Source organism: Streptomyces sp. URMC 126 (genome assembly GCF_051386555.1).
Classification (GTDB): domain Bacteria; phylum Actinomycetota; class Actinomycetes; order Streptomycetales; family Streptomycetaceae; genus Streptomyces.
This window is the reverse complement of sequence record NZ_JBPQTX010000747.1, coordinates 1-302: the sequence shown is the minus strand read 5'-3', so window position 1 is coordinate 302 and position 302 is coordinate 1. Positions and strand designations below refer to the sequence as shown.

Below are 302 nucleotides of genomic sequence, written 5' to 3'. Positions count from 1 at the left end.
AGGCTACGTGTGAGTAACCTGACGTCGTCCGAAGCACACCGGCCTGCTTCCGACGCGGGACGCGCGCTCCCTGAAACCTCCCACACAGCAGCCCCCACTGCTTGCCCGACAGGAGTCCAGATGCGCCTGCGTCATGTCCTGCCCTCACTGTGCGCCCTGTTGGCCGCCGTGCTGGTCGTACCGCTCACCTCGACCGCCGCACAGGCCAACGTCTCCGAGCCCGTCGTCTTCGTGCACGGCTTCGCCGGCAAGAGCGGCCAGTTCTCCACGATGACCGGCAACTTCAGGGCGAACGGCTACTC

General features: G+C 66.6%; 1 pseudogene. It reads left to right on the top strand.

What is annotated here, in order from left to right:
* Positions 1–120: 120 nt before the first annotated feature.
* Positions 121–302 (top strand): annotated as a pseudogene (locus ACSNOK_RS33730) (hypothetical protein); the annotation flags it as partial.